The following is a 25814-nucleotide window of genomic DNA, read 5'->3' as shown; positions in this document are numbered from 1 at the left end:
TTAAAAGAATTTCAAGCCGAAAAGAAGAGCATCACTCTGGAAACCGCTTTGATAAGATCTTACATAATCAAGCCTTAGAAACCTAAATTTCCCCCAGCCAATATTGTCAAGGCCAATGGTATATTCTTGATAGGGTTTATTGTTAGGTGTTGCTAATGCATGGGCGCCAACAACTAAATTAAAATTAAGCTTTTTAAGTAGTGGAACTCTTCCTAGTAGAAATCCATTAAAATCGTGCTCAGCATGCATTTCTAAATAAGAATCGTTGGTGCTAGCCGTATAATATGGTAAATTATTAAATACATTGAGATAAGATCCTGAGCCTATCTGTGTTTGATTACCGTTAAAATGTTGATAATCTACAAAAGCAATATCATCGGCATTAAAAAATGTTCCCGCTTTTATGTTATATTGAAAACGCCCTTTGTCTCCTGCATTGAGCCCTTGGCGAATTCGGATTTTAACTTGATCAAAATTATAATCATCAATAGAAGATGAGAACCCTTTTTCATAACCTAAAATAAGGGTTGGGAATTTAGAATTTGGAATATTATATTTTCCATCAGGATAACTCAAGTAATTTTGCGCAAAATTAATACGAGCTGTCATATTAAACTTCATAATATTGTGCGTGTCGAAAGGCGCAATGCCGTATGCGGTTTCGTCTAATGGATTATTACTCGTATAAACCCGATCATTTTGTGGATACCAAGCTTGATCTGTTGTATTAAATAAGGCTTTGCGTCGTTGATAACCTAAACTGGCATTAACTCTCAATCCATTGAATAATTCATTTGAATAGGAGGCTTGTACAAAACTGTTTTCATATAGTTTCATAAAGTTTTGTTCACTAAATAATGAAAACCCAGTATTTAAACTTTTTGAAATTGGATTACTCGAATTGAACTGTTGTGTGATAACACCACCAGCTAATGTGAGATAGGGCCTACTCTTATTATTAAATTTATAAGTAGCAGCAATGGTACCTCGAAGGCGGTCATCACTAAATCCATAATTGATATTTCCTCTTACTGAGAAGTAACGTTCGTAATCATTGTAATTCTTAGTGTAAAACGCTCCAATATTTGCGTTCCAGCCTTGAACTGTGTTGAAACTTATGGCTTCAATAGGAGAGGAGACACCAACACTCCAGTTTTCGTATGAATTCGTATAGGTATAGCCGCCAATTATGTCTCCTAGTTTGAATTTATTTTTAATAGTGTCAACAGAATCCTGATACGTTTTTGATGCTTTAATTGTTTGAATACTATCTTTTTTAATATAGTCTGTAACTTCTTCCACTGTTAAAGGTATAGGTCTAATTGTCGTCCAATAGATGGAATCTTTTTCGTTAGCATTTTCAACAAAAGACACAATCTCTCTTGTGAAATTTTTTCGAGTCAGTCCAGGGTTAAAACTATAATTACTATAAACAGCGGTGAAACGACCATCGCCTTTTATTCCAAACAGACCATATTTGAAATCAATATTTTGAGACATTTTAGCCCATATATTATCTTGTTCTGAAAACGAATAGGTTTGAGTTATGGTTACTTTATCTACCGCAGGAAGTCTTGCTTGAGTGCCAGTAACATCTAATTCGACGGCATAGATAGTCCATTGATCCTCTACAATATAGATGTAGCCCTCAAAAACTGGGTCATTTTCTCGTCTAGGAGTGACTTTGATTTTATTAATTAGGTGTCCTTTGTCATCATAGAAAACTCCTTCTAATTCAAATCTGTAATATCCAAATGCATTATTCGCGATTGGTGTGATGATTTGATTTCCAATAGATACGGAGTTTTCATATAAATCAAAATCAACATCTATAGCGTTGTTGAAACTAAATCCTTTGCTATCACCACTAACTTTTGATGCTAATATTTTTTCTTTAAGTTTATTAGGTCTTAAAAATTCTAATTTTGAGACGGTTTCTGATAGGTAAATTACACCACTTCTAGTAGAATCTAGACCATCAATTTCTATGTCTTCACCTAAGATTTTTTTTGGTGCATCTTTAATTCTTATAAGCCCTCGAGAGTAGAAATCGGAGGTATAGCTTAGAATTTTGTTTTGATTTTCTTTACGCTTAGAAATAGCTTTACGCATAATAATATTAGCTGGATTCTCTTCAGTATTAATGACTACTTCATTTAAAGAAATTTCTTCATCTATAAGTGTTGCATTTAAGGTAAACGGGAAAGCATCAATACGTACTGTTTTTTTTACGGTTTTATAACCTAAATACTGAAAAACTATAGTATAGGATTTAGGATCAGAAATATTGAGTTCATAATTACCATCTTCATTACTGGTAGTTCCAATATATGTGTTTTCGATGTATATATTGACAAAAGGTAAAGGTTCATTGTTGGTGCCAGTAACACTGCCTCTTATTTGGGAAAAAGAATTAAATGCAAGTAATACTAAAATTGTAGAGAGTAAAGTTTTTTTCATAAAAGTTGATTGATGGTGTTTTTTATATAGACGTACTTTTTTACTAAAAGGTTGCCAGCTAAAGGTCAAACATAGCTATAAAAATAGAGGAGCTTTGTTAAACAATGCTAAATAAAACTAACACAATTGTTAAATATTTTCTTACAACAATATTAGTGCCAAATCCGATCGTTATTTGTAGATTTTCTTAATTCGATCGAGGTTGCGTTTATTGTCTCTGTCTTTTATCGTTTCTCGTTTATCGAAGAGTTTCTTACCTTTTCCTAAAGCGATTTCAAGCTTAGCTAATCCTTTTTCATTAATAAACAAGCGTAACGGTATAATTGCGTTTCCTTTAATGTTGATTTCCTTTTCTAGCTTTTTGAGCTCACGTTTGTTTAGTAATAATTTGCGCTCTGCTTTAGGTTTGTGATTGTAGTAGTTTCCGAAGACATATTCTTGAATCGTCATATTAATAACGAATAGTTCCCCACGATCATTAAATTCACAAAAGCTTTCTGCTATTGAAGCTTTACTGTCTCTTATTGATTTAATTTCGGTCCCAGTTAACACAATTCCAGCTGTATACGTGTCGAAAATTTCGTACTCAAACTTTGCTTTTTTATTTAGTATGTTTACTGTTTTTTGCATGGAGAGCAAAGGTAATTATTTTTAACATTTATAAACTGTTATTAAATAATATGTTTTCCGACTTAAGTTTGAAACTATTAATTATATGAAATATTCACTTTTAGTAATAATTGGACTTTTATATTTTGGTTGTAAAAATGATGTAAGAGATACGATTTCAGCAAAGACGATTATTGATGATACGATATCTGTTTCTGGAGGAGATATTATTTCTTCGTCTCTAATAGCATTTGACTTTAGAGATAAGTATTATACAGCAAGTCGAGATAATGGAAATTTTCAATTAGAGCGCTCATTTAAGGATTCAACATCTCATTCGATATCACAAGTTAGGGATGTTTTGAGTAATCAAGGGTTTCAACGTTTTGTTGATGAATTAATAGTTGAGGTACAGGATTCTATGGTCCCTAGATATTCGGCATCAGTCAATTCTGTTCATTACTTTTCGGTACTTCCGTATGGGTTAAATGATCAGGCGGTTAATAAGACTAGATTAGATGATGTTTCGATTTTGGATAACACGTATTATACCATCAAAGTCACATTTAATCAAGATGGAGGAGGAGAAGACTTTGAAGACGAATTCATATATTGGATAAACAAGAAGACGTTTAAGACTGATTATCTAGCTTATTCTTATGAAGAAAATCACGGCAAAGGCTTACGTTTTAGAGAGGCTTATAATGAGCGATATATAGAGGGGGTTCGTATTGTAGATTATAATAATTATAAACCCGAGAACTCCTCAATTGGCTTAATAGATTTGCCTCAACAGTTTGAGAATGGGACATTAAACCTGCTCTCTAAAATTGAACTAAAAAATGTTACAATCGATTTAATTGATAGATAATACTTGATCGATTATATGTCCATCAGAAATGGTTACTATATAAAGATTACCATTATTATTGTCATCAATATCTGGATATTTTCTTTTTTTCAAAATTGAATTCACAAATGCAGGTGTAGTATTGCTATGTCCAACGACTAATACTGTTTTGCCTTTTGTGGCTTTTGCAAATTCTTCAGAATATAAAGCTCTTGGATCGTAAAATTTTACTTCCAACTCATTTTCTAAAGCTGTAGGTTCAGCGGTTTGCATTGTTCTGTTGTATTGCGTTGAGTATACTGCATCAAATTTGATGTTTTGTAGAATGACAGTCCAATTTTTTGCTCTTTCTTTACCTGTCTCTGTAAGGTCTGGGTTTCTATTAGTTTTATCGCTTCTGTCTTTTTCTGCATGTCGAATAAAATAATAAGTTGTTGTTTCAACTTCATTATTAGTAGTCATAGTTTGGGAAAATGACGGAAGACAGAATATAGCAATGAAAATAAATGTAAATAAAGATTTCATTAATTTAGGATTTAGTTATTTAAAGGTGATTGTAATTTTGAATATTATAAAGCGTTTTACGAATATAGACGACTCAGTTTTTAATTATAAAAAAACTTTGTTAAATCTTAATAGTATAGAACTCCCAATTATTAATAATCGGCATCAGACAGTTCGCCGTTAGAAATGTTTACGCCTTTTGAAGTACCTATACGTTCAACACCAATATCAATGTATTTTCGAGCAGTTTCGTAATCACTGATACCTCCTGAAGCCTTTATTTTGCAATGGTTTCTTACTGTCTTCCTAATGATTTTCACAGCAGTAAGCGTGGCGCCACTTTTGGTAAAACCTGTAGATGTTTTTACAAAATCTACTTTAGCATCTAAGCATATTTCTGAAGCTTTAACTATTCCATTTTTTGACAGTTCGCTAATTTCAATAATTACTTTTAAAGGTGTTCTTCCAATGGCAGTTTTTACGTCTTTTATATCTTTAAATACTTCAACGTAATTCTTGCTTTTAAAAACGCCAAGATTCATAACCATATCAATTTCATGAGCACCATCATTAATGGCTTGTTTGGCTTCAAATACTTTAGCTTCGGTAGAACTTGCGCCTAAAGGAAAGCCAACTACTGTGCAAATTTTTACATTAGTATCTTTAAGAAGTTGTTTGGCTAAGGGCACATAGCAACTGTGCACACAGACAGAAAAAAACTTGTGTTTTTTTGCTTGATTACAATGGTCAATAATGTCACGTTCAGTGGCAGAGGCACTTAACAAGGTGTGATCTATATATGAGTTTACGTTCATATTTAAGTAGGTGATTTATTCACTAATTCTTGATTTGAAGAAGAATTAGCTTGCTTTAACTAATGTAAATTTGGGAATTAATAGCAACTCAAAGTTAGTAATTAAATCTTATAATCATAACCTAAAATGCTAAAGTTTTATTGTGTTTTAAGGGAGTTTTGAACATGTTGTAAACAAAAAAGCCTCTATTTCAGAGGCTTAGATTCTATTTTGATCAATATTAATGAACCGCTTTAACAGTATAACCTGCTTCTTTAAGAAGGTTAATGACACCATTTTTACCTGCAAGATGAGCTGCACCAACACCATAAAAAGTAGGTTGTGCTTTAGAATAGTTCTCAATTTTTGAAATCCAATTCTTATTTCTATTATCTAACATTATGTCTTTATGTTTACTTGTAGATAGATTAACATCCTCTGCTACTAGCTTATCTAATCCTTCTATATCTTCATCATTATAAAGTTCTAACATCATATTAAATGATGCTTTGTCATAAGCCATATTATCTTTTGCAGAACGTAATAAGTCTTTTACTTGATCTTTGTACGGAATGTTATCAAATACGTCCAATTGTTCTTGAACAGTCTCAAGACCTAACACTTCTTCGTTTTGCTCATGTGCAACTTTCATTAGAGCCTCTTCATAAGATTGCACTTGACATCCTAAAAGCTGTGGGTAAAACATGGCCGTAATTAAAAAAGGTTTCATGTTGCCTAGCATGTCTAAAGGCATTCCTAATTGACTCTTTACAAAATCGGAAATTGTTTTATAGTCTTCTTCATTAACTAAGTTTTTAATGGTTTGTCCATCTTTCATATAAAGTCCTTTCATCATATTCATTTGCATGGATGGGTCATCCATATCTAATTCTAAAACTAATAAAGAAGTATCATTTAAAGCTTTTTTTACGTCATCGTCTAAAGATGCATCACAAGTCATATGTATAGTACCAAATAGATATGACGATTTTTCTAAACCATTACCCGAGATTTCCCACAGTAAAGATTTGTCTAGTTTTTGCGCGCTAATAGTGTTTGTAAGGCCTAAACATAATGTTAAGCATATGAGTAAGTTTTTCATATAGACGGTTTCAATTTGCTAATAGGTATGTTTTTCCTCGGAAATGTTACAAATACGTCAATTTTCAACTTTTACGGGTTTAAAAGAAGCTACACGATTTTCGAAATTGGTATCAGAAACTGGGTTTACAATAGATTCGAATAATGTTACCAAATCTTCGGAATGTGTTTCTCTTGTTTGTTTTAGTAAATTAAAATGTACGAAGCCACACCAAATTATAGCTTTAAGTTGTGTCATGTCTTCATTATACATGCGCATTTCAACTTTTAAATGACTAGAATCATGATGAATCAATTGAGATTCAATAGTCACAGTTTCCATCAAAAAAGCTGGTTTTAAATAGGCAATTTGATTGCTACTAGATACCCAGCTTATTCCTTTTTTTTGAGCCATTTTATATATGTCGATATTATAGTGTTGAATCAATTGATCTTCTCTATGATTCATGAAATAATCGATATACCTCCCATTATTAAGGTGGTTAAATGGATCACAATGTTGAAACCTGATTTTTGTTTGACTACGTACTGTTTTTGGTAAATTCATTGTGTTTGTTTTAATTATACCAAACGGTATATTTTTGATTAAAAAAATTATGCTTTCATATCGTTATGAATCATTTGATCTATTTGATTCATTGTGTCTTTCATATAAAATTCATCATCCATGGTGTAGGTCATAAATACTGCACCTTGTATCATAGTATCCAATCGCTTTGCGTATTGCATGGCGTTTATTTCAGTCGAAATTTCTCCTGCTTCTATGCCATTTTCAATAATCGTTGCTACTTGATCTTGAATTTTTTCTATTACAATTTTAACATTTTCTAGTAGTAAGGTGTTTTGATTATTGGCATCAACACCAATATTTAAGACAGGGCAGCCTCCTAATTGCTTGCTGTAATCATAGTAGTTACGGTAAAAATCAGAAATCAAGAATAGTTTTTGGATAGGAGAATCACTAAGTTCTATGTGATTGGAAATGCGTTTCATTAATGCTTTTACAGTAAACTTAAATGCTGAAATGGCTAAAGCTTCTTTGTTTTTAAAGTTACCGTAAATAGCACCTTTTGTTAGACCAGTTGCTTCTGTAATATCACTCATGCTTGTTGCTGCATACCCATTTTGATTAAAAATGGGAGCAACGGTCTCTAAAATATATTGCTTTGTGAGTTCTGCTTTTGTTTGCATGAATCAAATATATAAAAAATATACTTAACGGTATATTTTATGTCAAATTTCTTATTTTATAATATTTGTAGATACAGATTTAAAATAGGTGAAAACAAAAGTATTGAACAATGATTTTTATCATAATTGGAACTTTATTTTCAAAATATCTTTGTGTAAATAATAAATCAAACACCATGAAAAAAATAATTTTCGCACTGCTTATGACTGGCCTTTTTTCTTTAACACATGTTACTGCTCAAGAGGCAAACGCAAATGATGATGCAGCAACATTTAATAAATGGCAAGCTCGTTTTAGAATTATAGCTATAGTGCCTTCTCCAGATGATGATATTGATGGAGCAAATGTAGATATTTCTACAACCTTTGTTCCTGAGCTGGATTTTACATACTTCTTTAATAAGCATCTTGCTGCAGAGTTGATTTTGGCTACCACAAAACATGAAGTTGAAATTGAAAATGTTGCAGATTTGGGTTATGTGTGGTTATTGCCTCCAACACTTAATTTGCAATATCATTTTTATGCTGATGATTTTAAGCCTTATGTAGGAGCTGGTATTAACTACACCATATTCTATGAGGCAGATGCTGGAGATTTAGATGATATTGAGTATGAAAACACCATTGGGTTTTCATTGCAGGCTGGTGTAGACTATAATTTAAACGATAAATGGTTTTTAAATCTTGACATTAAAAAAATATTCTTAAAAACGGATGTTACTCCTAATGATGATGCTTCTGCAAAAGCTGAAGTGAACATAGACCCACTTATTGTAGGTTTAGGTGTAGGATTGAAGTTTTAATTCCATTGTATTAATAGTGAAAGAGGTCGCAGAAATGCGACCTTTTTTATATTAATTAAATGCATTGTATTCTTATCAGACTTGGTTATATAAAAAACGGAAAAGCAACGCTCATTTTATTACTAAAACTTACGTTGCTTTTCAACTAACCAACCACTTAAAAGACTGTTGTATAGCAGTTTTGTTACACTGAAGTTTAAATTTCTTCTGAAATAAAACTCGCTTCATTTCTAAATACCAGTTTATCATCAAATGCATCAAGTAAAATGATACTATCTGTAGTGACCTCTCCTGATAAGATTTCTTTACTTAAAGCGTTTAAGACCTCTTTTTGAATCACTCGTTTAACAGGTCGAGCACCATATTCAGGATTATATCCTTTGTCAGCAAGATAAGCTATAGCCTCTGGTGTTGCATCGAAAGTAATATTCTGTTTAGACAAAATCTTTTGTACGCCTTTGAGTTGCAATCCAACAATATCTTTTATATGAGCTCGAGTTAAGGGCGTGAACATAATAGTGTCATCAATTCGGTTTAAAAACTCTGGGCGAACACTTTGTTTTAATAAACCTAGTACATCCACTTTTGCCGATTCTATTGCCGAATCGATATCTTTAGTTGCTTCAAATCGCTCTTGAATTATATGACTTCCAAGATTTGATGTCATTATGATAATTGTGTTTTTGAAATCAGCAACACGGCCTTTGTTATCTGTCAATCGACCTTCATCTAATACTTGCAATAAAATATTAAAGGTGTCTGGATGCGCTTTTTCAATTTCATCAAGCAATACTACTGAATACGGTTTCCTTCTTACAGCTTCAGTTAGCTGTCCGCCTTCATCATAACCAATATAACCTGGAGGTGCGCCTACCAAGCGGCTAACACTATGACTTTCTTGAAATTCGCTCATATCAATTCTAGTCATTGCATTCTCATCATCAAACAAATATTCTGCTAATGCTTTTGCTAATTCAGTTTTACCTACTCCAGTCGTCCCTAAAAATAAGAAGGTTCCAACAGGTTTTTGCGGATTTTGTAAACCGGCTCTCGAGCGTCTTACAGCATCACTTACGGCAATTATAGCTTCCTCTTGACCCACTACGCGCTTATGTAACTCATCTTCTAATTTTAGAAGTTTATCACGTTCGCTTTGCAGCATTTTGGTAACAGGAATGCCAGTCCACTTAGCTACTACTTCAGCAATATCATCATAGGTAACTTCTTCTTTAATTAGAGAATTACCAGATTGATTTTCTTTTAATTCATTTTGATACGCTTCTAAAGCTTCTTGGGCTTCTTTAATTTTTCCGTAGCGAATTTCAGCGACTTTTCCGTAGTCTCCTTCACGCTCTGCACGTTCGGCTTCAAGTTTATAATCTTCAATATTAGATTTGGTCGTTTGAATATTATCAACGACTTCTTTTTCACTCATCCATTTTGCATTAATCTCATTACGTTCCTCTTTGAGGTTCGCTAAATCATTGCGTAAGGATTTTAATTTCACTTCATCTTTTTCACGCTTAATTGCTTCGATTTCTATCTCTAATTGCATAATTTTTCTATCCAAAACATCTAGTTCTTCAGGTTTCGAATTGATTTCCATACGTAATTTTGAAGCAGCTTCATCCATTAAATCTATGGCTTTGTCTGGTAGAAAACGATTGGTGATATAGCGTTCAGAAAGTTCTACTGCACCAATAATAGCTTCATCTTTAATACGTACTTTATGATGAGTCTCATATTTTTCTTTAATGCCTCGAAGTATAGAAATCGCACTTTCTGTATCTGGCTCATCGACCATTACTTTTTGAAAACGACGCTCTAAGGCTTTATCCTTCTCGAAGTATTTTTGATATTCATCTAATGTTGTTGCACCAACAGCGCGCAGTTCACCACGAGCTAAAGCAGGTTTAAGAATGTTTGCTGCATCCATAGCGCCTTGTCCACCACCAGCACCAACAAGCGTATGGATTTCGTCAATAAATAATACGATGTCACCTTCGCTAGTGGTTACTTCTTTGATAACTGCTTTTAATCGCTCTTCAAATTCACCTTTAAATTTGGCGCCTGCAATGAGAGCTCCCATATCGAGCGCATAAATTTGTTTATCGATTAAGTTTTCTGGAATATCACCATCCACAATACGATGTGCTAAACCTTCGGCAATTGCTGTTTTCCCAGTTCCTGGTTCACCAACGAGTATTGGATTGTTTTTAGTTCGACGTGATAAGATTTGTAGAATTCGTCTAATCTCTTCATCACGACCAATCACAGGGTCTAGTTTTCCGTCTTTAGCTAATTGATTTAAATTCTTAGCGTATTTGTTTAATGAGTTGTATGTATCTTCTTGACTCTGAGACGTCACACGATCACCTCTACGCAGTTCTTCGATTGCTGCATTCAACGCTTTTTCAGTGACACCTTGGTCTTTAAGCATCTGAGCAATCTTACTTTTTGATTTAAAAATGGCTAAGATTAAATGCTCTACGGAAACGAAATCATCATTCATTTTTTTAGCGATGATAGACGCTTCGTTAAGTGCTTTGCTAGCGTCACGTGAAATCATTAAATCAGCTCCTGAAACTTTAGAAAAACTTTCAATTTGCTTATCTAACGCTAGTTTTAAAACATCAATATTGACATTCAATTTTTTTAGTATGAATGGTAATACGTTTTCATCAACTTCGAAAATAGCTTTTATAATATGCTCATTTTCTATCTGCTGATGTCCCATGCTTTGAGCTAGCTGCTGTGCTTGTTGTATGGCTTCTTGAGATTTTATGGTATAATTATTAAAATTCATATATCTGAAATTATTTTTTTATTAGTATTTTACGATAGGCTTAGGTCAATAACCTTACCAATTGTAAAAGACAATAATGAAACGACAAAATGACCGGTTTAGTGCGTAACGACGTGACTTTTCGTCAGTTTGTAAGGCTTAAATAAAGATACGACTTATAGGATGTAAGCTTGTATTGTACAAGTGAAATTTATGTAAAGATTAACTATGGGATTTTTAAAAAATATATTTGGATCTACTGAGCCAAAAGAAGAAAAAGTATTGCCTTGGCAAGCATTAACTGATGTATCTCAATTGAGTGAAATTGAGAAGCGCTCAGCAACCAAAACGCAAGTCATTTTTAAACATTCTACACGCTGTGGGATTAGTAGTATGGTAATGAAGCAATTTGTAAGTATGTTTGAGCTTGATGCTAATATTGATTTGTACTATTTAGATTTATTAAGCTATAGGGAAGTCTCTAATGAAGTTGGGTATAAGTTTCAAGTGATGCATCAATCTCCACAATTAATTATTGTTAAAAAAGGAGTAACAGTAGCTCATGCTTCTCATGGTGCTATTAATGATATTGATTTAGAGCGCTTTGTTTAATTAAAATTATAAAAAAAACAAAACTCCCAAAGCATTCGCTTTGGGAGTTTTGTTAATGAACAATATATAGATAATCAACTTCTTTGTACTCTATAAGAGCTGATGATGTTTTTTAATTGTTGTTTTAAGTCTTCGCCTGTATCATAGACCATTTGCGAATCGCTTGGGAAATGAAGTGGTCTATTTCTCAATAATTCTCGTTCGGTTCTATTAAGTGCTCTACGATCTCCTCTAACAGTTGCATAGATATGCTCAAAAATAAATTCACTATCGATTGGAAATGCATCTAGAATCTGATTCGTTTTTAAATCTGTATACACAACATTAGCTTGAACAAGGGTTGATTTAAATTGGCTTACTTCAAAATATCTAGCCCTTACATTTACAATTTTATCGATTTGAATTTTGTTACCAAGGCTATCTGTAACGAAATTACCTTCATTATCTTTTTGATATTCCCAACCATCTATAATATTACGTTGTTTCAATTCTTGTCTTCTGTCCACCTGTTCTGGTGAAATATTGATACGCTGTAACTGCAATTGCATAGCGTAATCATAATTTATATCATTAACAGCATTCGCGTGATAGATTGTCCAAAACTGATTTAAACCATAAGTGTCAAAGTTTAATAAATCGGCTTCTAATTGTTGAGGGATGATTTGGTGTGTTTGGTTTTCAATAGATACCATCACATAATCAATGCCTTTGTTATGGGCTTCAGTTATTAACTCCCTTGTTTCCTCAAAATTTGGATTGATACGTTCTATATAACTGAAAAGGTTATAGGCTTTTCTTGCATTATATTTATCTTCAGAGTCTAATAAAGCAATACCTTCATCTATCAAATATTCAGATGTTTTGTATCTATAGTCAACTATTTCTGAAGAATAATCGTTGAATTTAAACGTAATTGGTTTGCCACCAATTTGTAATGGCATCACGCGCTTAATCGCATTTTGTCTTGCTTCCAGATCTAAATAGCGTTCGTAAATGGTTTTATATTGTTCAGGATTGCCATCTTTTTTTAAATGTGCAATATCTTGTAAATCTTCCTCTAAGACTTTGTGGTATGCGTCTTTGAGCATTATAACATAAGCTTGCTTACGTTTTTTGTCTTTATTGCGTTCAAGTTTTTTTAAAGCATCATTAATGGCTTGGTCATAGTTTCCATGACTAATGGCGCTTTCAATATGTTTTCTTCCGCTACAAGATGTTAGTACCAGAAGAAGTACTGTTGTAAGTAGTAATTGCTTCATAATTCTGGATTTAAATGATTATTTATACTATAAATCCAAATATGGTGCCAAACAAAAAACTCGAAGTTGAAAATTAGTTTTTCAGGCTTCGAGTTTAAACAGTATTTTTAAAATAATTATTTCTTTTTCTTCGGATTAAAGATAGGTAGTAGCTGTGTTTTTACAGACCCAAATCCAATGCGAGTACCATCATTTTCACAATAACCTCTCATAATAACGGTGTCATAATCGTTGATAAATTTGCGCTCAGTACCATCTTTCATTTTTAAAGGTTTGGTGCCTTTCCAAGATAATTCTAGCATAGAACCATACGAATCTTCGGTTGGTCCAGAAATGGTACCACTTCCCATCATATCACCAGAATTTACAGGGCAGCCATTTACAGTATGATGTGCTAGTTGTTGGGACATATTCCAATACATATATTTAAAGTTGGATTTAGCTACGGTCGTTTCTTTGGCACCTTTGGGTTGAATTGCGGCTTCTAAATGAATATCAAAACTTCTTTTTCCTTTGGATTGTAAATAGTCTAGAGGTTTTGGATTTTGTTTAGGACTTTCAACTCTAAATGGTTCTAAAGCATCAAGAGTTACAATCCATGGTGACATAGATGATGCGAAATTTTTTCCTAAGAATGGCCCTAAAGGCACATATTCCCATTTTTGAATATCACGAGCAGACCAGTCATTGAATAGTACCAAACCAAAGATGTATTCTTCAGCCTCGTCGATTGGAATTGGTTCTCCTAAATCGTTCGCATCTGTGGTGATAAAAGCCATTTCTAATTCGAAATCTACTAATTTTGAAGGTCCAAATACAGGTGTTTTTGCCCCTTCAGGCATGGTTTGTCCTTGAGGACGATGAATTGGAATGCCAGATGGGATTATTGAAGAACTACGTCCGTGATATCCCACAGGTAAATGTAACCAGTTTGGCATTAGCGCGTTTTCTGGATCTCTAAACATAGTACCAACATTAGTAGCATGTTCTTTACTGGCATAGAAATCTGTATAATCACCAATTTGAATTGGTAATTGCATTTCAATTTCATCTAAACGGAATAATACAATTTCTTTATGCGGATTGTTATTTTTTAGTTTGTCGTTTTCGACATCAAAAATTTCGGCAATACGATTACGGACTAAACGCCAAGTTTTTCTGCCATCTGCGATGAAGTCATTCAAGGTGTCTTGAAGAAAAATATCATCAGTTAAAGGAATGCCTTCAAAGTAACCAAGTTGATGTAGAGCACCAAGATCGATAGCAGTATCTCCAATTCGCGTACCAATTGTAATGATATCATCGCGAGTTAGAAATACACCAAAAGGAATATTTTGAATAGGGAAATCTGAGTTTTTTCCAACATGTAACCATGAAGACCTATCAGGATTATTTGCAGATAAAGGCATATTATAGAGGATTTTGTTGTTTTATATTTCTATTCAAACCTACATATTTAATTGGACAAAACCATGAAATTTTAAATGAATTTTACCTGTTGATAACCTGCTCATAAAAGATGAACTTAAACTCGTTTTTTTAAATCTTTTTAAGGTAATGATTTCTTATTTTTGAGGAAATTTAATTTAAACAAGACATATGCAACGTGATTCACAGATTTTCGAGCTAATAGATGCTGAAAACGACAGACAAATAAACGGTTTAGAACTAATTGCTTCTGAGAACTTTGTAAGTAACCAAGTCATGGAGGCTGCAGGTTCTGTGTTAACTAATAAATACGCCGAAGGTTATCCAGGAAAACGTTACTACGGAGGTTGCGCTGTTGTAGATGAAGTAGAGCAAATTGCTATAGATAGAGCTAAAACCTTATTTGGTGCGGCTTATGCTAATGTGCAACCACATTCTGGGAGTCAGGCTAATACTGCTGTTTTTGCTGCTTGTTTAAAACCTGGAGATACCATATTAGGTTTTGATTTGTCACATGGAGGACATCTAACACATGGCTCACCTGTAAATTTTTCAGGAAAACTGTATAATCCTACATTTTATGGAGTGAAAAAAGAAACTGGGCGTATTGATTATGATATGTTGTCTGATGCTGCAGAAAAAGAACAACCTAAGTTAATCATTGCTGGAGCATCGGCTTATTCTAGAGATATTGATTTCGCTAAGTTTAGAGAGGTTGCAGATAATGTAGGTGCAATATTAATGGCAGATATATCGCATCCTGCAGGTTTAATTGCAAAAGGCATTTTAAGTGACCCTCTGCCGCATTGCCATATTGTTACAACAACAACACATAAAACTTTACGTGGTCCAAGAGGTGGTTTAATTATGATGTGTGAAAACATTGAAAATCCATTTGGAATTCGTCTTAAAAATGGAAACTTAAGAAAAATGTCTGGACTATTAGATTCTGCTGTTTTTCCTGGAAATCAAGGCGGACCATTAGAGCACATTATTGCCGCCAAGGCGATTGCTTTTGGTGAAGCACTTTCTGATGATTTTATGCACTATATCCTACAAGTAAAACATAATGCAGCTGCTATGGCGAAAGCATTCGTTGATAGAGGTTATCATATCATTTCTGGAGGTACAGATAACCATATGATGCTTATCGATTTGCGAAATAAAAATATTACTGGTAAAGAAGCAGAGGAAGCTTTAGGTGTTGCAGATATTACTGTAAATAAAAACATGGTACCTTTTGATGATAAGAGTCCGTTTGTAACTTCTGGTATTCGAATAGGAACAGCTGCGATTACTACACGAGGTTTAAAAGAACCTGATATGGAAACTATCGTTGGTTTTATTGATGAGGCACTTATGAATTATCAGAATGAAGCTAAACTTGAAGGAATTGCTCAAAAAGTAAATGCTATGATGAGTGACAAGCCTTTGTTCGCTTAGATTTTACTCTTAAAAATAAAAAAGCCACTTTATTTAAAGTGGCTTTTTTATTTGTTTATACCTTGAAATTAGTCTTCATCAAAAGTAGTATGTTGATAGGCACCTACATCTGGAGGTGTAGTTCTATCAACATCTAATATATCTTTAAGGATCAGAAAATCTGTAGTTCCTATACCATTTGCTGCAGAATCATCACCAATCATTAGCATGTTTTCAAATGGTAATTTAAAATTTGGGTCACTATTAAAAACACAGCTGTCATATAAATCTGTATTACTAAAATTATAGTTCTCTCCCGTGAAGTTATTGTTGGTATTCTGAAAACGAATCAAACAGTTAGTGAATTTAAAGTTGAATTCAGCATCTCCATTATCTGCTTCTTCCAAAATAAATTCTGGATTATCATTTCCGAAGATAATACAGTTGTTAAATTTGGCTTCATTCAAGTCATTAGGCACTTGCATGTTATTTTCGTTTAATGCGAAGTTATTTAGAAATACGGATGGAAACTCTCTAAAGCTATTATTCCAGTAATTCGCAATTGTGCAGTGCGTAAAATTATAACTACCTCCAATGGTTCCAGCAAATGAGGATTGCCCAGAATTATTAATCACTAGATTCTCTCCTGTTACAGAACTCGCTCGAGCCCAAATTCCGTAGTTGCTTGAATTATAAATTTGGGAATTAGTAATGTTAAGTTTATCATCATTTTGATTGCCATCAACTAAAATTCCGATAGTCCCATTTTTAATAGTAGCATAATTAATATCAATATCTTGGCTTCCGCTAAATAACCAAATGGTTCCCCATTGCCCAGGTACATTAGCAAATAAAGGTTCTAATCTGTCACCTTCAAAAATGACCTCATTTTCTAATAAATCTTGATCGGTACTTAATTCGCCATCGACTTTTAATGACGCATTATTAGTAACTAGCAGCCCAGAATTTGCATGAAAATGTACACGAGCACCTGCTTCAATAGTTAGAACATCTCCTTCATCAACAGCTGCATATCCATAAATAACATAGGGTTTTTCATTTGTAAATGTAAGTTCGCTATCTTCAAGAAATCGACCTGGAAGATCAGTGTCATCAGGAGTTCCATCTCCATCAAAGTCAAATGTTAGTGTTTCAATTATTCCAGTAGTTTCATCACGATTTGGATAAATAAATACAGCGTCTTTTATTAATGTAACTAGTTCTACCTTTTGGAGATTATTGCCGCTGTCAAATTCGATAGCATCGGTATATAAAAATTCTAAGCTGTTTTGTGCTAGCGTTTGAATATCTGCTGTCGTTTCTACGAAAATGAATAAACTATCATTGGCGAGTAGTTCTACGTTTTGAAATTCTTTACCTGGAAGTCCGTCAACATTTAATCTATAATTTGAAGCTTCACCTTGACTCAAACGAACCGTTGGAATTGAGATGTCATTGTCACTTCGGTTGTATACTTTTAGGTTGTATGTACTAGATCCAATATTTGTGAATACCGTATCTAAATAGATAGTGTCTTTAGAAAAGGTTAAGCTTCCAGTACTTGGAGAAAATTCAAAATCTTTTCGACAAGAACTCCAAAAAATTAATATAAAAATGGTTAATATAAAATAGAGTATGCGTTTCATAAATATAACATTATTCTTTTGCACATGAGTAAATTATAAAATGTGCCTTGAGGCACTAAAATATAACTTTTGAAGTCATCTTTTAGTATCTATGTTGAAAAATTAATTGAAATCTAATTTTTTTTGTAATCTGTGATTATTTTATTAAAAGCTTTACTGTGTTTTAATAATGCTTCAAGAAGAATAAAATCGTTGTCGTTGGATAAGAGCTGAGCACTTAAATTTTGAGCACTACAATAATCAAAGAATAAAGATTGATACTCTTCTGTAATAAATAACTCATTTCTTAAAAGATCAATATTAAAAAGAGAACTTTCTTCAAATTTTTGAACTAAATCCTCTGGTTTAATGTATGCAATTATTGTCCTCTCTTTTTTCTTAAAGAGTTTACCGATTAGTTTTCCTATAGCAATAAAATCTATATTACTACTCGGTTGCTCTCCATAAAGCCAAGGCCTGTTTTTTATATCATTTGCCAGCTGCAAGCTGAAGCTTTTTGAAATGTTTAGTGTATCTAATGGCTTTTCGAGGGTTTTATTAACTAATACTTCGTCTAATACATTAGTGATTTTTTTAAGTTCAATAACTATATCAGAATTTAAATCATTTTGCGAAATGATATATTGCTTTTCAGTATGAAAATAGGAAGTTACGATTATTGTGTCACTTAACTTGGCGGCAATTTCAAAAACACCATGGTCATTAGTATAGGTTATGACATGTTGCGACATATTTAACAGCTTAGCACCTTTTACTACAGACTCTGCATCATAAATATAACCTTTAACGGTCTGAGAAGAGGACAAAAAGGGAACTAGTAAAACGAAAACATAATGGTGTAATTTCAATTCTAATAATGGTTGATACGTCAAATAACATAAATTATTTGAGGAAGTGAACTTAGTTAAGAGATTTTAACTTCTGTTTTAATGATATTTTAACTAAAAAGCATGTTGATGTTCTCAGGAATTCGAGTTGGACGATTGGTGTCATGGGACATAAAACACCAAATAGTTTCTGAGGTTGTAAGGAGCTTTCCAGTTGCTTTGTTATAGATGTCGACTATTCTAGTAGATTTTAAGCCTTGAGATTGTTTGACATACGTCTTTAAAAGTAATACATCATCTAAAATAGCTTCTGCTTTGTACTGAATATGATGACTTATCATTACCCAATAAAATTTTGATCTAATGTTTTTTGTAGACTTAATATTCCAATGTGATTCTGCTATGTTTTGGACCCATTCGACATAGCGAATATTATTGACATGATTTCGGCTATCAAGATGAGCTTTTGAAACTATTAATTCTTGTTCGTGGATTTGCATATTTATTTCTCAAAAACTTCGACTTCAAAGAGTTTATCCCAGCGTTTACCGGTCACAAAAATAGTGTTTGTTTCAGGATTATAAGCAATACCATTTAATACATCTAAACCTTGATGTTGGGTTACCAATTTGTGAAGTGGTGAAAAGTCTATTACTCCTTCAATGGCACCATTTTTTGGATTTATTATAGCAACTCCATTTTTTTGATAACGATTGGCATAAATTTTACCATTGATGTATTCTAATTCGTTAAGCCCTATTATTTTCCCTTTGTTAGTATAAACCTGAAGTTTACCATCCTCAACTAAGGTTTTAGGATTTAATAACCAAATGTTTTCGGTACCATCAGATTTATAAAACCGCTCTCCGTCATTGCATATTCCCCAACCTTCTTTGCTTTGTCCGTAAGTAAAACTACTCGTTTTTTTAAACGGACTTAAATCGTATACAAAACCAATATTTTCTTGCCATGTCAATTGATAAATCTTATCATTAAATATGGTTAAACCTTCGGCAAAATATTGTTGAGATAAATCCAAGTTTTGTAAAACTTCTCCAGTTTTATAATTTACTTTTCTCAATTTTGATTCACCATATTGTCCCGTACTCTCATATAGTTCTCCATTATGAAATTCTAAACCTTGTGTATAGGAAGTGATATCGTGCGGATAAGTGTTCACAATCTTATAACTATATACTTTTGGAGCAGCATTATTAAGAATAGTGATCTTAGTTGTGATGTCTTCAAAAGTGTCATCAAATAGAACTGTTGCTGTCAAATTATGGATGCCTAATGTCTCATCATTAAGTTTAAAAGAGGCATCGATTGGTTTGCCGTCTAACTTATAACTTATTGATGAAATCTCTAATCCTTTAGGGTTTTTAATTGACAATTCTCCGGTATCTCCAAGTACAAACACATTTTTATTAGCATTTGTGGCAATAGATAGTTTAGTTTTTTGATTTCCTGAGTTTCCGCAAGAACAAATTGTAACACATAATAGTATGAAAATGAAAGCTTTAATTGACTGCATATTTGATGAAATTTTGATGCAAGTTATTTAATAAAATTCAGTATAAAAAATCATTGGAAAAGTATTAAAAGATTGTATCTTTGCAATCGGCAAGTCCTACACAACCAGCTCCTGCTTAATCCTCCAGGTCGGGAACGAAGCAAAGGTACGCGGTCGTAGCGGTGTGATGTAGGTAGCTTGCCTTTTTTTGTATCCAAAACTTTCCTATTTATATTGTATTTTTGAAATTAAATTAGCCAAAGCTTACTATGTCTAAAGTTGTATTGATTACTGGAGGTTCTTCAGGAATTGGAAAGTCTATAGGAGAATTTTTATCTGATAAGGGGTATACTGTATATGGTACAAGTAGGTCGCCTGAACGCTATCCTGATTCTAAAATTAAATTGGTTACATTAGATGTTAGCAATATAAATACTATAGAAACGTCAGTTGCATCGATCATAGAAAAAGAAGGACGTTTAGATGTACTTGTTAATAACGCTGGAGCTGGAATCAATGGGCCAATTGAAGAGTTACCAAATGAAGAGATTAGGCGTAATTTCGATACCAATTTTTTTGGACCTATAAATGTGATTAAAGCGGTTTTGCCCCAAATGCGACAACAAAATTCAGGTTTAATTATTAATGTAACATCAATTGCTGGATATATGGGTTTACCTTATCGCGGAATTTATAGCGCGAGTAAAGGAGCATTAGGATTAATTACAGAAGCTTTTCGTATGGAGATTAAAGACTTTAATATTCATATGACAGATTTGGCTCCAGGAGATTTTGCGACCAATATTGCAGCAGGACGTTATCATGCTCCAGTTAAAGAAGGGTCTCCTTATGAATCAACCTATAAAGCCATTTTAAAAACGATAGATGAAGATGTTGATAATGGAAGTGATCCAATTTTAGTATCGAAAATGATTTTCAAAATTATTAATACTGCGAATCCTAAAGTGCATTATAAAGTAGGCACATTTATGCAGAAATTTTCTGTTGTATTAAAACGAATACTTCCTGATAAGGTTTATGAAAAACTACTTATAAACCATTACAAAGTTTAATATTTGGTATATTTTTTGAGGATAGTAGTTGCATAACTTACAACTATGAAACAACTATTTTATCCTCTACTTTTACTATCTTTTTTTGCATTAACCGGTTGCGAAGATATTTTGGAATGTACCATTGCAGGAAGAAGTCCAGAATTGCCAAATAAAGAATTTGATGTAGGATTGGTTAACCTTTATTACTTTGATGAATTTATTTCTGAAATTAATAATGAACCACGAGATGACGATTATATTTATGACTATGACATCTATGGAGATTTACCAGATGGATTAACGTTTTTTACAAATCATAGAAGAGTGACAATAGAAGGTAGTCCGCAAACTTCAGGGGTATTTGAATTTGAAGTGTTTTTATATGTTGATCCTCCATTGTATTGGGATGATGATAGACAAGAGTATGATGATGGGATGTGCTCAACAGCGACTTCAAAAGTATATACTATTATAATAAATGATTAGAGACTACATTGTTAATATCATTTAATAATATGTTCTTCTGTAGCTGTTATAAAATTGTAAATTCGTGCTCATAAAATTAACTCACAACTATAACAATTTTACAAATGAAATTTTTTATTGATACAGCTAACCTTGATCAAATTAAAGAAGCACAAGATTTAGGTATTTTAGATGGCGTTACTACCAATCCGTCATTGATGGCAAAAGAAGGTATTACAGGTCACGATAATATTATGAAGCATTATGTTAATATCTGCAATATTGTAGATGGCGATGTGTCTGCTGAAGTGATTTCTACTGATTTTGAAGGCATGATAAGAGAAGGGGAGGCATTAGCGGATTTACACGATCAAATCGTTATTAAGTTGCCTATGATAAAAGATGGTGTAAAAGCGTGTAAATATTTTTCAGATAAAGGCATTAAAACAAATGTGACTTTAGTTTTCTCTCCAGGACAAGCACTATTGGCAGCCAAATCAGGAGCGACTTACGTATCACCATTTATAGGTAGATTAGATGATATTTCTACTGATGGATTAAACCTTATTGGTGAGATTAGAATGATCTATGATAATTATGGTTTTGATACTGAAATATTAGCGGCTTCAGTGCGTCATACAATGCATGTTATTGATTGTGCAAAACTTGGAGCCGATGTTATGACTGGTCCATTAAGTTCAATTGTTGGATTATTAAAACATCCTTTAACAGATATAGGATTGGAGAAATTTCTTGCCGATTATAAAAAAGGAAACTAGGTTCAAAAATAATAACCATAAAAAAACTCTTAAATACTATTTAAGAGTTTTTTTATGGTTATTAGACGCTAAAGCTGTTTCAATTTGATAGCTGATATCGTTGCTAAATAAGTCGGCATTTGATTTTATAATCTTTCCGTTTTTATCAACAATAATAACTTTTTGAGAGTAGGCTATAGCAAATGTTTTTATTGCTTCATTAGGGTTTTTGAACATATACTCATTTTCTGTTGGATACTTTAATAAGTTCAAGGTTTGTTTCCAAGACTCAGTATTCATATCGTTAATATTAATGGCTATAAAGTTCATGTCTGGATAGTTTGACTTTAAACTACGCATCATATAATGGTTATTCCTATAACTCATTTTAAAGTTAGAAGACCAACAATAAATAACCGTAGGCTTTGTAATTATTGTATGTAAGTCTTTTGTATTATTGTTGAAATCTACAATTTTTATACTCGGGATTTTATTTCCAGGAAATAGATTTATTGTTGCAGATACTAGATTTGTTAAGTACTCAGTATTTGCTTTATCTGTACTTTTGTTGGTAAAAGCAGCGAGCATGCTTTTAGATTTTTCGGCATTGTTGCTATTAAAAATAAACTCTCTAGTAACATACATCAATACGTAATTTTTGATCGTTTTATTTTCAATAATGCTATCAATTAAATTAAGTTTTTCAAGATTATAATCTAATGCATGTCTGTCAAATGCATGATGAGACCCATCTTCATAATATTTTTGAAGTCCTATATTTTGAAAATGCCATAGTAAGAATCGATTGTAAGAATAGAGACCACTCAGAGTTTCGTCATTAAAATTAACATCTTTTCTATAGTCGTAAAAATCTTCTGGAAGATCCTTAACATGTATAAGCTTATTATTTCCAAAGTAGCCAAAAGGGTACAGTTCCTTATAAGTGTAATAATTATAATTAATGCTCGCTAGAGCAATTTTTTTAAATAATTCAGAAGTTTCATGAGCTGTTGTAAAATGCCCAAGCATATCTATTTTTTGCTCTCTTAGAGATTTAATAACCGTCTCAAAAGCCTCTGGTTCTAGATGTCTTTTCTTTTCAAACTTCTTACTTTCTATTTCATCTGTTAAATAAGACTTGATAAAATAGTTGTTTTTTTTCGAACCTTGACCAGTGTAAACTAAAGACTCATCAAAGTCTGCAGTATTTAATCTAAATAAAATACTGTCATTTGGTTCGATAAGTAGGGTTTGATATTCGCCGCCATGTGTAAACGAATATAATCCTGTATTTAAATTTTCAATTTTATGAATAAAACGATTGTTTTCGTCTAAATAGATAGTGTCTCTTTCTGTTTCATTACAGTAAAGCGTTACATAGTTATTGTTAGGATTAATAATTTCCCCTCCAAAATAAGCAATTTCTCCTTGATTCGTATTGGAGTCACATCCCAATAGGAGAGCAGTTATTAAAAAAGTAACTAAATAAAGTTTCATAGTTATAACGATAATGTAGGTCGTTCTATTTCTAACAAAAATAAAGGTTGCAAATAGTAAGTCTTGTTAATACGTTGTTAAATGTTGATTTTACTATTGTTTAGCCATAAATATGATATAAAAAATAAGTGATTAAGTTGTAAACAATACGTTTATTTTTCTACTTTTGCAAGCTGAAACTTTGACCATTGTTTTTCTTCGGAAATCATCTCAAAATCAAAGTTGTAACTTAAATAAACACAGCATGTTATCAGTATCAAACCTTTCAGTTCAATTCGGAAAAAGAGTGCTTTTCGATGAAGTAAATACCACTTTTAATAATGGAAATTGCTATGGAATCATTGGAGCCAATGGAGCAGGTAAGTCAACCTTCTTGAAAATTTTAGCCGGAAAACAAGAACCTACATCAGGACATGTACATTTAGAGCCTGGAAAACGTATGTCTGTTTTAGAACAAAATCATAATCTTTATGATGAACATACGGTTTTGGAAACGATAATCATGGGTAATAAACCGTTGTTTAAGTTGAAATCTGAAATAGATGCTCTGTATGCTGACTATACTGATGAGAATGCTGAGAAAATTGGAGAACTTCAAGTTCAGTTTGAAGAAATGAATGGTTGGAATGCCGATAGTGATGCTGCAGCAATGTTATCAAATTTGGGTATCAAAGAAGAGTTTCATTATACATTAATGAAGGATTTAGATGGTAAACAAAAAGTACGAGTGTTATTAGCGCAAGCTTTGTTTGGTAATCCTGATGTACTCATTATGGATGAGCCTACCAATGATTTGGATTATGAAACTATTTCTTGGTTAGAAAATTTCTTGGCTAATTATGATAATTGTGTTATAGTAGTATCGCACGATAGGCACTTTTTAGATGCTGTGTGCACACATATCTCTGATATAGATTTCGGTAAAATTAATCACTTCTCAGGTAACTATACGTTTTGGTATGAATCTTCTCAGTTAGCTGCAAGACAACATGCGCAACAAAACAAAAAAGCTGAAGAAAAGAAAAAGGAACTTGAAGAGTTTATTAGACGTTTCTCTGCTAATGTTGCAAAATCTAAGCAAGCTACTAGTAGAAAGAAGATGATTGAAAAATTAAATATTGCCGATATCAAGCGCTCAAGTCGTCGTTATCCTGCTATTATTTTCGAACGCGATCGCGAAGCTGGAGATCAAATTTTAAATATAGATGGTTTAGAAGCTTCAATTGAAGGAGATGTTTTATTCCGCAATATTGATATTAACCTAAATAAAGGAGATAAAGTGGTTTTGTTCTCTAAAGATTCTCGTGCAACTACAGCATTTTATCAAATTATTAATGATAAAGCCAAAGCAGATTCTGGAAAATATGCTTGGGGTGTTACAACATCACAATCCTATTTACCTCTCGATAATAGTGAATATTTTGATAATAATTTGACTTTAGTAGATTGGTTACGCCAGTGGGCAACTACAGAAGAAGAACGAGAAGAAGTTTATATTCGCGGATTTTTAGGTAAAATGATTTTTAGTGGAGAAGAAGCCTTAAAGACTTCTAATGTGCTTTCTGGAGGAGAAAAAGTACGTTGTATGCTAAGTCGTATGATGATGTTGAGAGCCAATGTGTTGATGTTAGATGAACCAACAAATCACCTTGATTTGGAAAGTATAACAGCCTTTAATAATTCTCTTAAAAACTTTAAAGGAACAGTGTTGTTTACAACTCATGACCATGAGTTTGCACAAACAGTTGCTAATCGTGTTATTGAATTAACCCCGAGTGGAATTATTGATCGTTATATGACTTTCGATGAATATATGAGTGATAAGAAAATTAAAGAATTGCGTGAGAAAATGTATGCCGTTACAGCATAATATTTTTGATGCTATTGTATATTAAGAAGCTAAATCCTCGTTTAGATCTGCAATAATAACTTGCGCTTGTTCTAGTTCTTCATTACTTACATATAATTCTTGGTAACCTTGAATTGAGGCTCCAAATCCTGCAAGTCGACCAGATTCTGATTCGTCTTTTATAATGGCATTTATGCCAGCGCTTTGTAACCTGTCCATAGCCAATTGTACAATTATAAAACTTCCCGAAAATATCTTTGTATAGGTTGAGTCTGTCATAATAAATTAATTTAAAGTTCTAACGTATTGGTCGTAATAATACTTTTAAGTTACAAAAAAACTGTCACTTATTTGTAGAATTCAGTATTTATTTAAACGTTAAAATT

The 25814-nt window shown here is 32.6% G+C and carries 24 protein-coding genes and 1 other RNA gene; 9 read left to right on the top strand and 16 right to left on the bottom strand.

Annotated elements, in window-relative coordinates:
• Both ACTU6T_RS15860 and smpB read right to left on the bottom strand, forming a co-directional pair.
• Entirely contained in the window at positions 1-2460 is a 2460-nt protein-coding gene (locus tag ACTU6T_RS15860) for a DUF5686 and carboxypeptidase regulatory-like domain-containing protein (protein ID WP_460219178.1), read from the bottom strand.
• A gap of 171 nt (positions 2461-2631) precedes the next feature.
• Complete coding sequence (smpB, locus tag ACTU6T_RS15855; protein ID WP_460219177.1) at positions 2632-3090, bottom strand: SsrA-binding protein SmpB; 459 nt, start codon at positions 3088-3090, stop codon at positions 2632-2634.
• 85 nt (positions 3091-3175) lie between these two features.
• On the opposite strand from smpB, the gene ACTU6T_RS15850 reads away from it, so the two are divergent.
• A complete protein-coding gene (locus ACTU6T_RS15850) occupies positions 3176-3940 on the top strand; it encodes a DUF6503 family protein (protein WP_460219176.1) in 765 nt (254 codons plus the stop codon).
• Here the strand turns inward: ACTU6T_RS15850 and ACTU6T_RS15845 are convergent.
• The 5 genes from ACTU6T_RS15845 to ACTU6T_RS15825 all read right to left on the bottom strand — a co-directional run bounded on the left by ACTU6T_RS15845 (position 3926) and on the right by ACTU6T_RS15825 (position 7509).
• A complete protein-coding gene (locus ACTU6T_RS15845) occupies positions 3926-4444 on the bottom strand; it encodes a SixA phosphatase family protein (protein ID WP_460219175.1) in 519 nt (172 codons plus the stop codon). The two genes, ACTU6T_RS15850 and ACTU6T_RS15845, sit on opposite strands and share 15 nt — an antisense overlap.
• A gap of 131 nt (positions 4445-4575) precedes the next feature.
• On the bottom strand, positions 4576-5238 hold the full coding sequence (deoC, locus tag ACTU6T_RS15840) for a deoxyribose-phosphate aldolase (protein ID WP_460219174.1): 663 nt from the start codon (positions 5236-5238) through the stop codon (positions 4576-4578).
• A gap of 220 nt (positions 5239-5458) precedes the next feature.
• Positions 5459-6319 carry a TraB/GumN family protein gene (locus ACTU6T_RS15835; RefSeq protein ID WP_460219173.1) on the bottom strand — a complete coding sequence of 287 codons (861 nt, stop codon included), beginning with the start codon at positions 6317-6319 and terminating at the stop codon, positions 5459-5461.
• A gap of 57 nt (positions 6320-6376) precedes the next feature.
• The gene (locus tag ACTU6T_RS15830) at positions 6377-6865 is read right to left on the bottom strand and encodes an acyl-CoA thioesterase (RefSeq protein ID WP_460219172.1); all 489 of its coding nucleotides are present in this window, start codon (positions 6863-6865) and stop codon (positions 6377-6379) included.
• Positions 6866-6912: 47 nt separating this feature from the next.
• Positions 6913-7509 (bottom strand): TetR/AcrR family transcriptional regulator, encoded by a 597-nt coding sequence (locus ACTU6T_RS15825; protein ID WP_460219171.1) that lies wholly within the window; start codon positions 7507-7509, stop codon positions 6913-6915.
• Between the two features lie 176 nt (positions 7510-7685).
• On the opposite strand from ACTU6T_RS15825, the gene ACTU6T_RS15820 reads away from it, so the two are divergent.
• Positions 7686-8312, top strand: coding sequence for an OmpW/AlkL family protein (locus ACTU6T_RS15820; protein ID WP_460219170.1), 627 nt, complete (start codon positions 7686-7688; stop codon positions 8310-8312).
• A gap of 196 nt (positions 8313-8508) precedes the next feature.
• Here ACTU6T_RS15820 and clpB read toward each other — a convergent pair whose 3' ends face one another.
• The gene (clpB, locus tag ACTU6T_RS15815; protein WP_460219169.1) at positions 8509-11118 is read right to left on the bottom strand and encodes an ATP-dependent chaperone ClpB; all 2610 of its coding nucleotides are present in this window, start codon (positions 11116-11118) and stop codon (positions 8509-8511) included.
• Positions 11119-11325: 207 nt separating this feature from the next.
• Between clpB and ytxJ the strand changes: the two genes are divergently transcribed.
• The gene (ytxJ, locus tag ACTU6T_RS15810) at positions 11326-11709 is read left to right on the top strand and encodes a bacillithiol system redox-active protein YtxJ (protein WP_460219168.1); all 384 of its coding nucleotides are present in this window, start codon (positions 11326-11328) and stop codon (positions 11707-11709) included.
• Positions 11710-11783: 74 nt separating this feature from the next.
• Here the strand turns inward: ytxJ and ACTU6T_RS15805 are convergent, their stop codons facing one another.
• Positions 11784-12968 (bottom strand): hypothetical protein, encoded by a 1185-nt coding sequence (locus ACTU6T_RS15805; RefSeq protein WP_460219167.1) that lies wholly within the window; start codon positions 12966-12968, stop codon positions 11784-11786.
• A gap of 116 nt (positions 12969-13084) precedes the next feature.
• Positions 13085-14377 (bottom strand): fumarylacetoacetase, encoded by a 1293-nt coding sequence (gene fahA, locus ACTU6T_RS15800; protein WP_460219166.1) that lies wholly within the window; start codon positions 14375-14377, stop codon positions 13085-13087.
• A 190-nt stretch (positions 14378-14567) separates the two neighbouring features.
• Here fahA and glyA point away from each other — a divergent pair, with 190 nt between their 5' ends.
• Positions 14568-15839, top strand: a complete 1272-nt coding sequence (gene glyA, locus ACTU6T_RS15795) for a serine hydroxymethyltransferase (protein ID WP_460219165.1) — start codon at positions 14568-14570, stop codon at positions 15837-15839.
• 68 nt (positions 15840-15907) lie between these two features.
• On the opposite strand, the gene ACTU6T_RS15790 is transcribed toward glyA, so the two are convergent.
• From ACTU6T_RS15790 to ACTU6T_RS15775, 4 genes are all read right to left on the bottom strand, one after another.
• Positions 15908-17464 (bottom strand): right-handed parallel beta-helix repeat-containing protein, encoded by a 1557-nt coding sequence (locus ACTU6T_RS15790; protein ID WP_460219164.1) that lies wholly within the window; start codon positions 17462-17464, stop codon positions 15908-15910.
• 113 nt (positions 17465-17577) lie between these two features.
• Positions 17578-18336, bottom strand: a complete 759-nt coding sequence (locus tag ACTU6T_RS15785) for a peptidase associated/transthyretin-like domain-containing protein (RefSeq protein ID WP_460219163.1) — start codon at positions 18334-18336, stop codon at positions 17578-17580.
• 65 nt (positions 18337-18401) lie between these two features.
• Positions 18402-18791: an acyl-CoA thioesterase gene (locus ACTU6T_RS15780; RefSeq protein WP_460219162.1), complete on the bottom strand. Its 390-nt coding sequence runs from the start codon at positions 18789-18791 to the stop codon at positions 18402-18404.
• Positions 18792-18793: 2 nt separating this feature from the next.
• Positions 18794-19825, bottom strand: a complete 1032-nt coding sequence (locus ACTU6T_RS15775; protein WP_460219161.1) for a glutaminyl-peptide cyclotransferase — start codon at positions 19823-19825, stop codon at positions 18794-18796.
• 87 nt (positions 19826-19912) lie between these two features.
• Here ACTU6T_RS15775 and ffs point away from each other — a divergent pair.
• From ffs to fsa, 4 genes are all read left to right on the top strand, one after another.
• Positions 19913-20011, top strand: an RNA gene (gene ffs, locus ACTU6T_RS15770) — signal recognition particle sRNA small type.
• Between the two features lie 62 nt (positions 20012-20073).
• The gene (locus ACTU6T_RS15765; RefSeq protein WP_460219160.1) at positions 20074-20877 is read left to right on the top strand and encodes an SDR family oxidoreductase; all 804 of its coding nucleotides are present in this window, start codon (positions 20074-20076) and stop codon (positions 20875-20877) included.
• A 45-nt stretch (positions 20878-20922) separates the two neighbouring features.
• On the top strand, positions 20923-21345 hold the full coding sequence (locus ACTU6T_RS15760; RefSeq protein ID WP_460219159.1) for a hypothetical protein: 423 nt from the start codon (positions 20923-20925) through the stop codon (positions 21343-21345).
• 104 nt (positions 21346-21449) lie between these two features.
• Complete coding sequence (gene fsa / locus ACTU6T_RS15755) at positions 21450-22103, top strand: fructose-6-phosphate aldolase (RefSeq protein ID WP_460219158.1); 654 nt, start codon at positions 21450-21452, stop codon at positions 22101-22103.
• A gap of 36 nt (positions 22104-22139) precedes the next feature.
• On the opposite strand, the gene ACTU6T_RS15750 is transcribed toward fsa, so the two are convergent.
• Positions 22140-23579, bottom strand: coding sequence for a TlpA family protein disulfide reductase (locus ACTU6T_RS15750; protein ID WP_460219157.1), 1440 nt, complete (start codon positions 23577-23579; stop codon positions 22140-22142).
• A 244-nt stretch (positions 23580-23823) separates the two neighbouring features.
• Between ACTU6T_RS15750 and ACTU6T_RS15745 the strand changes: the two genes are divergently transcribed.
• Entirely contained in the window at positions 23824-25449 is a 1626-nt protein-coding gene (locus tag ACTU6T_RS15745; protein WP_460219156.1) for an ABC-F family ATP-binding cassette domain-containing protein, read from the top strand.
• A gap of 21 nt (positions 25450-25470) precedes the next feature.
• Here ACTU6T_RS15745 and ACTU6T_RS15740 read toward each other — a convergent pair whose 3' ends face one another.
• A complete protein-coding gene (locus ACTU6T_RS15740; protein ID WP_460219155.1) occupies positions 25471-25707 on the bottom strand; it encodes a putative signal transducing protein in 237 nt (78 codons plus the stop codon).
• Between the last annotated feature and the right edge of the window lie 107 nt (positions 25708-25814).

It is taken from the genome of Psychroserpens citreus (genome assembly GCF_055686305.1).
This window is presented reverse-complemented; position numbering and strand designations above follow the sequence as displayed.